7 protein-coding genes are annotated in these 8273 nt (G+C 64.0%); 3 read left to right on the top strand and 4 right to left on the bottom strand.

What is annotated here, in order from left to right; translation table 11 throughout:
• The 3 genes from AVHM3334_RS20280 to AVHM3334_RS20270 all read left to right on the top strand — a co-directional run.
• A partial coding sequence (locus AVHM3334_RS20280; RefSeq protein ID WP_284415316.1) for a hypothetical protein occupies nt 1-268 on the top strand: 268 nt, incomplete at its 5' end.
• The gene (locus tag AVHM3334_RS20275; protein WP_284415315.1) at nt 265-540 is read left to right on the top strand and encodes a hypothetical protein; all 276 of its coding nucleotides are present in this window, start codon (nt 265-267) and stop codon (nt 538-540) included. The genes AVHM3334_RS20280 and AVHM3334_RS20275, both read left to right, overlap by 4 nt.
• 457 nt (nt 541-997) lie before the next feature.
• A complete protein-coding gene (locus tag AVHM3334_RS20270) occupies nt 998-1234 on the top strand; it encodes a hypothetical protein (RefSeq protein WP_284415314.1) in 237 nt (78 codons plus the stop codon).
• Between the two features lie 362 nt (nt 1235-1596).
• Here AVHM3334_RS20270 and AVHM3334_RS20265 read toward each other — a convergent pair whose 3' ends face one another.
• Genes AVHM3334_RS20265 through AVHM3334_RS20250 form a run of 4 tightly spaced genes read right to left on the bottom strand, consistent with a single transcriptional unit; the run spans nt 1597 to nt 8187 of the window.
• Complete coding sequence (locus AVHM3334_RS20265; RefSeq protein WP_284415313.1) at nt 1597-2409, bottom strand: DUF7281 domain-containing protein; 813 nt, start codon at nt 2407-2409, stop codon at nt 1597-1599.
• Nucleotides 2406-3770, bottom strand: a complete 1365-nt coding sequence (locus tag AVHM3334_RS20260) for a hypothetical protein (RefSeq protein WP_284415312.1) — start codon at nt 3768-3770, stop codon at nt 2406-2408. The genes AVHM3334_RS20265 and AVHM3334_RS20260 overlap by 4 nt, the downstream gene beginning before the upstream one ends.
• Entirely contained in the window at nt 3767-4405 is a 639-nt protein-coding gene (locus AVHM3334_RS20255; protein ID WP_284415311.1) for a condensin complex protein MksE, read from the bottom strand. The genes AVHM3334_RS20260 and AVHM3334_RS20255 overlap by 4 nt, the downstream gene beginning before the upstream one ends.
• Nucleotides 4402-8187, bottom strand: coding sequence for an ATP-binding protein (locus AVHM3334_RS20250; RefSeq protein WP_284415310.1), 3786 nt, complete (start codon nt 8185-8187; stop codon nt 4402-4404). The genes AVHM3334_RS20255 and AVHM3334_RS20250 overlap by 4 nt, the downstream gene beginning before the upstream one ends.
• Between the last annotated feature and the right edge of the window lie 86 nt (nt 8188-8273).

Raw genomic sequence — 8273 nt, 5'->3', positions numbered from 1 at the left:
TCTCGGACATCTGCAAAACTCCCAGAAAACAAAATCTGATTTGTTGATTCTCGGGGGATCAAGCAACCAGCGGAACTGGCGAAAACCCAGTGTTCATGCGGGTTGCCAGGGTTTTGCAGGGGCGACTAAACAGTTTTTGTCGCATGATTCGGACGTCTTTTTGGGTCCCTATGCCCTTGTTAATGGGAATTTTCGGCGGTGTTTATTGGACTTACCAGTTGAGCAGCTCTCTGGTAGTTTATTAGGCGTTGAAGGAGGTCCCAAATGAATGTCGAAAGCAACAATGTGGCTTTCGTCTTTGGCCCAAATCAAGAGTGCGGAAAGGTCGGCCGCGTGCTCTGGCTGTTCGACATTTCCCCGACTCTGGGAAATCGTTGGGTGGTGTGCTTCCAAGACATCGGGCACGCTGTCGTGGCCGACCTGCATCTCCTGCCGGTGGTACTAGATCCTCACCAGGATCCGGATGCGCGCGATCTTCTGAACGCGGAGGGTCGGCTGGCCTGGGACCGTTGGTGTGCTCCTCCCGATGTCGAGTTCTGACCATCAATTCCGCCAGGGCAGCAAGACATTCTGTAGGCGATGCAACTCAATTTGCGGGCGTCACAATAGGTTTTGCAAGCAACGCCATAGATTCTGCATTGGATGCAATTTGATCGATTGACGGACGGAATTCCCCATCCAAAGAGGCGCGGTGACTGGAGCAGGAAAGATTGGGGGATTAACGTGGGAATTGCACTATGAATTAGTGCACTGGTGCACCTAATACCAAAGGCGGGCAACGTGCCAAATGCGGAATAAATATTAAATGCACATATGTATCGTAGGAGAATTTGCTAGCGGCTGGTTTGATGGTGATTACCTTTTTGGCTGGCGCCATTTGGAAGCCGGCTGTGCCCTTGCAGCCATTCCCCAGCCGCGACCGTTGCCTAGAGCAGGATGTGCGCGTCGCCCGGGAATCACGGCGATGGCAGCGACAAACGTGACTGCCTGCGCGTCGGTGCGAGGGGACGGTTGGACGTTCAGCTACGTCGCGCAGCTGGCCGATGAGGGCAAGAGCCCCAAGGTGCCTACCCTGACCGGCCTGCCGGGCTGCCTGGTACTGCTGCTGCCCAAACTCGACGTCAGCGTCAAGGCCCTGTTTGCCCATGCCATGTGGGCACGCACCTGGTTCCCTGACAGGGCCTGGCTACTGGGGCCCGGCACGCTGGTCATGAACGAGGCGAGCTACCACTAGACCATCGACCAAGCGGCCAGCTGCGGCGCGCCATGGGCGCATGGCGCAAGCGCGGCGGGCTGCCGGGGCTGGACCGCCAAGGACCTTCGGCATCGTGCGAAGAACGGACAGACAGTTCGTGCCAGCGGCATCGTGACTCACCGCCAGCAGCCGAGCACGGCCAGCGGCCCGTCCACCCCCATCGACGTCGATACCCATGCCGCTGTGATCTCGCTCCGACGGGATCGGCCGGTCCGGCAGGATGGATCTCCGTTTGTGCACGCTACCGCGCAGTCCTGCTGCAAGAAAAGCGAATCATCTCGTGCATCCGCAGGGGCACGCGTTCTTGTTGGCAAGCTCACTCCCGAGCGCGGCTGCTAGCATCAGTCGCTTTCTGGAAAAGCTTCCTGGTTGAGGCCGCGGGTCAGCAGGCGCATACGGGCCCAGGCCATGGCGACGTCCCGGTCGGCGCAGGCATCCAGCTGCGCCCGGCACCCTGCCTCCTGCGCCGCGTAGAGGTCATGACGCTTTCGATCAACTACAAGGGCCTCTAGCAGTTCCCAGGGCGGCAGACAAAGCGCTTCGCGACGCGGCAAACCCGCAGCCATCAAAAGCCCCTGCGGATCGAAGTCGAAGAGTCCGAGAACGGGTCGAGTGTCCTCGGCCACCAGGCGGCTGGCCGGACCTATCCGGAACCAATCAGGCGCGCCGCGGAAAAGGACGAGCGCCCTTCGCCGCCTCGCGCCTTCAAGAAGGTAGGGCTGCAGCCACGCATAGCGATGGACCCGTTGCATTGACTCCAGGTTCTCGCACACCACCAGCACCTCGTAGGGCAACGCCAGTGCGTCGCGCCACTTCATGGCGAGGAAACTGCCTTCGGGGGTGGCAATGCCCGGGACCCCGATCGCAACCACCGCGACCAAGCCTTCTGTCACCGGCGCTGCAAAGGCTTTCTCGGAGCTGGCATCGTTAGCGTCGGAGCGTTGCCGCCCGACTGCTGGCGCCTCGACCGAGTACCCGGCGTTGCGTAATTTCGTCTCGGCCTTGATGAAATCCGTTTCCTCGTAGAGGACCACGCGCCCGCGAACCCGTCCTAGATCCTGCGTGTCCGCCATTTCCTTGGCAATCGCAGAGCTCAGCCTGGGCGACCGGTTGGCCACCAGGTTTCGCATGAAGGAGTAGTGGGCGGGCGTCATGGAGCAGGGATTGCCTCGACAGGAGCGGCCGGCGGCGCCTGGCGCTGGGCTTTCCCGACCTGGCGCCCGAGCGTGCGTTTGAAAAGCGCGATGGCGTCCGGCGTGGGCGCCACCAACGCGTCGCTGAAGGTGTGGCGGAACCGCTCACCTGGTGCAGCAGGATCGGCAACCAGCACCACCCGGAACTTGTACGGGCGCAATGCCGACGCCGCGAAAGCGAGCCAGAGCGCCGGCGCCATCGAGCGCGCCGCCGCGTCGCCGGCGCGCCAATCCATCACCGACAAGGACTTGGCCCCTTCGGTCTTGGCGTGTGCGATCGCTGCAGCCGCCAGGCACGCGAGAGATCGCATCGCGGGCGTCTCGGGGGCGCTGCGCGCTAGCTTGGGGTCCGCGCGCTTGATGCGTGGCGCTTTCTCCGCCGGCGGCGCTGCCACTGGCGCCTTCGGGAGCGAATGCACCTCGTCGCGCATGAGTTCCTTCATGTTGCGATCGTCGTCCTGCGGATCCATGTGGATGCGCAGCGGCGGGACGGGTGCGCCGACAAAGGGCCTGGACAGCAGAAAGGCCGGTAGATCCTCGGACAGGCCCGGCTCTTCAATCCCTCGCCAGGCGGGGTTCTGGCGCAACAGCATGGCCGTGCGCGCGAGCAGCACGTTCTTGCGCTCGATCTCACGCATGCTGAAGAGCTCGCGCCGGATCTGGCTGTGGTATTGCGAAAGCGTCTGTGTCCACCGGGGCAGCTGCCCCTGGATCGTGTTGCGCAGCATGGCGGCCAGGGCCTGCAGCCCCCGCTCGCGCGCCTCGCCCTCTACGCGCTCCACCGCGCGGCTCAGGCGCGCGAGGTCGTTGCTCATGAGCTCGCTCTGGCGCTGGTAGTAGCGGTTCTGGCTGCTCTTAGCGGCGAGCGACGTGACGTTGCCGAAGCGCGTGCTCAGAAGGAGGCCCAACAGGCGCAGGTTGCGCTCCACCATGTCCGAGATGTCGAAGGCGTCCTGCTCGATCTGCCCCGCCGCCTCGTCGGCCTGCTTGAAGTCGCCGGCGGCACGCAGGTCATCCAGCTCGTTCCAGACCATTGGGATCTGCTCAACCAGTTGACCGATGCCAGTGAGGCTTTGGTACGCCGGATGGATCTGCAGGATGTCGTTGGCGAACTCTCGCAGGCGGCTATGAAGCCGGTACCCGCGCTCGCCGGCGGGGCGAAGGACGTTGAGCTCACGCAACGAGCGGATGGCCGGGTCGGTGGGCACGACCCCTCCGTCCACGCCCACAAGCTCTCGCAGTGCCACCTCCACCACGTCGACGTGCCGGCTAAGGGCCGCGAAGACCGGCTTGAGCGGCGAACTCCGGTCGGGACTGCTCATTCTTTGGCAGCCTCCGGCAGGCGCAACTGCTCCTGGTCCACCACCGAAGCGTCACTGATCAGTTCAGTGTTCTCCGCGATCACCTCAAGCACGGCGTATAGGAACTCGATCTTGCCGGTGAGCTTGTAGCCACGGCTGTCGTTCGGCAGGGGCACTGCATAGCGCTCCTTGACCAGGAACTCCAGCATGCGCGACAGCCGGTCGTTGCTGGTCGCGTCCAGGCGCAGGCCCGACAGCGCCAGCTCCATCACCTGCTGCTCGAGCGCCGGCGTGAGACGTACTCGCTCGGCCAGCTCCGACTCCCAGAGCGTGAGCCCCGGTTGCAGGTGTGCGTCCTGCCCTTGGGCTTGCCGAATGGCCTCCAGTACGGGAACGACCGGTGAGAGCATTGCGCGCACATTGCGCAGCGAGTCACGGACAGCCGAGCGCGCTTCGGCATCGACCACCTCGGGCGCCAGGAAGAAGGCGCCCTCCTCGCTCAAACGTACCAGGCGCAAGCCCAGCTGCCCTACCCAGACCTCGACGGCCGTGCGGTGCTCTTCCTCAATCAGCATGTCGTAGCTGGCCGGATGGGCGACGGGGCAAATGAACTCGCCCGCCAGCAGGGATTTCAGGGTACTTGCGAGCTTGCTCATCGCATGGTCTCCTCAGCTTCCAGGTCGATTTCCTCGTCGTCAGCATTTGACTTGACGAGCGAGCCATCGTCCTCAAAGAGATGCGCGCTGGCGAAGAGGGCCCCTAGCGCCGGGTCGATGCTTGGCGCCGCGCACACGGCCGTTACGTTCTGGTGAGTGAGCGCATCCAGGTATTGCAGCATGTTGCTGGGGCTGACGCGTCCCACCTCGTCGAGCACCCAGGTCATGCCCACCGGCGAGCGCGGCCCGCGAACGATGCCCAGGAACCCGAGCAGGAACATCATGGTGATCAACACCGTCAAGCCCGTGGACGACAGGCCCTGCATGGACCGGTCGTTGTCGATCCTGATGTGCCTGCCCATCTCCTCGAGCTCGAACGCCAGGCGCACGTGCTCGTCAAGGTCGACACTCAGCGTACCGGTGTCGGGGATCTGATCGCGGAAGGAGCGAACGAGGGCGACGTCCTCTTCGGAGGGCAGCTGCGGATTTGCTGCGAGCGCCGTGCGGTGAGAGCTCAGGCGCGAGAGGCTCACGTCCCGCATCTCGCGCAGCGCCTTCAGCGTCGGGCTCGAGGTGGCGCTCGACGAGATCTTGATCTGCAGGTTGTTGAACCGCTTGAACCCGGTCGCCTGGTTCAGTGCGCGCTGGAACTGTCGGTTGAGCTCGTCCACCCGCGACTCGAAGTTGGCGATGTGATTGATGAATGACTCTGCTGCGGCGAAGTAGCCGTCCATTTCGTGGCGCAGGGCAATGTGGTACTGCCGGTGCGTGAGCGGCTCAAACCAATCGCAGACGGCCCGGCCCCAGTCGACCGCTCGCTCATGTGGCAGGTAGGCATCTCCCAGGCCGTCTTGCTCACGCTGCTGCACAAGTGCGTTGTGAGCCGCCTGGGCGCCGTCCAGCCACTGTGAGATCGAGCTTTGCCGCTCGCGCATCCGGGAGCACAGGTCGCGCGTGACGCTTTCCAGACGCTGGGTCGCGGTCCCGAGCATGTCCAGACGGGTCTTGGTGGCGGTGCTGAGGGTGTAGTAGGCGTCGTCCCCCACGTGCGCCGGCCCCTGCAGCAAGTACGGCGCGAGCGACTGCGTGCGCAGGCGTCGAAGATTGTCCAGCTCCTCTTGGGTGGCGTTTCGGGAAAAGCGCGCCTTCGCCTCGGCGGTCGTGAGCGCCGCACGCTTCTCCATCAAGCCCTTCTCGAACTTGGTCTTCTCGTCGGCCGCAGCTTCGGCGCGCCGGCGAAGCTCCTGCTCCCGGGCTTCTCGCTCGGGCTTGAGCGGCAGCAGCTCCAGCTCGAACTTGCGCCAGGCCGCGACGTTGTGTGCGTTCTGCGCGATGGCCACGAGCTTGGCGTCCAGGACGCCAATCCGCTCGTTCAGCGTCTGCACCTTGGCCGGATCTACGCCCAGCCCCTCCAGGATGCGGTCATGAGCCTCTTGGGCTTTGACACGCTGCTCCTTGGCGCCGCTGTCCGCAGCGCCAGCTTCCCCGGTGAGCTGCGCGAGTGCATCGTCGCGCTGGGTCCTGAGCTTGTTGATACGCTCATCGAGCTGGCGCAGCACAGAGCCACGGCGCGCCTGCTCGTCCTTCATCAGCGTATTGCGTTCGCTGGAGAGCGCTGACACGGCCGAGCGGAGCTTGGCTACCTCCTCAGCGTGGCCCTTGCGCACGCGCTCCAGCTCGAGTACGACGTGCTTTTTCGCACGAACCACCGCCTCTGCTGTGTCAACCTGATTCGTCGTAGCGCGATTGAGTTCGTGCTCGCCAGTTTGGAGCGCCTTGCGGGCAGCATCCAGATCGGCTTGCGCGTTCTTGGCCGCGGTGTAAGCCTCCTTGTGTCGGGCGCGGATGCTTTCCAGGTTGGCTGCCGACGCGGCGATGCGGGCACGCGCGCCGTCCTGAGTCGCCCACTGGGGCAACTCGATCGGCGCTACGTTCAACCGCAGAGGCCCGACGTTCACCTCTTCGCTTTTCTCGGAGCCCGAGCCGTCCTGCTGCGTCAGCTCGGCGACGTGGAGGGCGTCATCCTCGAAGCGGGCTGTCAGGTCGGTGCGCAGCAGCCGCTCGGGATCGAGCACCTTGGCTGCGCCGGTCCACAGCTCGGCCGGCTGCGCGCGCAGCGTGGCGAGGACGCTGCCCGCCGGCGGGTTGAGCTGCGCCTGCAGAACCTCGTGGCGCGCGGCCGCGTCTGCCAGCTGAGCTTCCATCTGGTCCAGGGTGTGCAGGGTCTGTGTCCGTAGCCCGTCGCCCGACTTAACCTCAAGGCTTGTGCGCTCCACATGCTGTTTGCGCTCCGACAGAACCTGGTTGGCCTGCGCCAGCGACGCCTCGGCGCTGGCGAGATGCTCCTGGGCTTCCTTGGGCGCCTCGGCCACACGGGCCAGCGTCTCGTGGGATCCGACGTCGCCCCGGTGTTGTGCAATCAACTCGTCGATCTCGACCAGGCGGGGCGCCGCCGGCGTCGAGTCGAGCTCGGCAACTACGCCGTTCCGCTCCTCCTCCACTGCGGCGACCTGTGTCTCGCACTCACGGGTGGCGGTCTCGCGCTGGGTCTGGATCTGTCCTTTTCGGGTCTGAAGGTCCCGTTCGAGGTTGGACAGCGTCACCTGTAGGGCCTGCTGCGCATCGTTCGCGCGCTCGGTCAGGCTGTTGCGCTCGGTGGTGGCCACCTGTTTGTCATGGGTGTACTGGCCCTGCAGGGCGTGCTCCGCCACCATGCCCTTAATGCCCATGTAAGTGAAGTGCCGATCTTTTCCCTGGATCTCCTCCACGGCTGCTGTGGCGCTGGCAAGCTCGTTCTTGGACTCGCTGACCGCCCTGGCGTGCATCGCGGCGCCTTCGGCGGCGGATTGCTCTAGATCGTGCATCGCGACGGTAAGCTTGCCGAGCTCTAGACCCAGTTGATCAAGCGCGGCGACGCGGTGATCGATGCTCAGGTCGCACGCGGCGCGCAGCGACCCCAGGTCCAGAGCGATCTGCCCGACTTTCCCGGCCTGCTCTTCGATGACCTTCTTGCGCGCCGTGTCGTTGAGCACTTCCTTGGCGTGCTTCACATTGGCCAACCAGCTATCGACGTCCTTGCGGTCCTTGCGTAGCAGTCGTGCGTTGGAGTTGCGGGCGCCTTCAAAGGCCGAGTCGTTCAGCCGCTCAAGTACCAGGTTCTGCAGGTCGCGGAACGTAATTTTCTCGGAAGTCATGGCCACGGCAATCAGATCTAGGCCGAACAGGCTGGACGGGCCCAGAGAATGCCGGGCGGCCCATGGGCGGAGGCTGCGCGCCTCCTTCGTGTGGCGATGCTCGTAGAGGATGACGCTGCGGTACTCGTGCAGCTCGAACCGCGGCGAAACCTCGATGTTCATGGCCTCGAGGCGATCCTTGAAGCGGTCGCGGTCCACGAAGTCACCGTTCTCATCGACGAAGTAACTCTCCTTGTAGCCACCCTCGACGATCATGAACTCGGGCCGCTCGGCCCCTGGCTTGGCGAACATGACGGCCAGGCGCAGGTCATCTTCGGTCTCCCGCTCGTATTCGAACGCGACTGCGCTGCTCGGGCCTGGTAGCGTGTAGCCGATCAGGTGGTGTTTCTGGGTGCCCCGTAGGATGCGCTCCGGGCTTGCCCCGTAGAAGAGTGGAATCAGCCGCATGAAGCTGGACTTGCCAACGCCGTTTTCGCCGATTGCCATCGTGTGGGCGCGGAGATCGAGCAGCGCGATCTGCTGCGAAGCAGCGTTCGTGCTCGCATTGCGAATGTTGACAGAGAAGACTTTGCGAAGGCGATGGGGCATGGAAAGTCCGTTTTAGGCACGCTGGAGTAACGACGTGCTGATTACGAGATAGACCGCGTCTGGGCCCTCAACAAACGCGTTATGAA

Origin of the sequence: Acidovorax sp. SUPP3334 (assembly GCF_030159055.1) — a bacterium.
Taxonomy (GTDB): Bacteria; Pseudomonadota; Gammaproteobacteria; order Burkholderiales; family Burkholderiaceae_C; genus Paracidovorax.
This window is presented reverse-complemented; position numbering and strand designations above follow the sequence as displayed.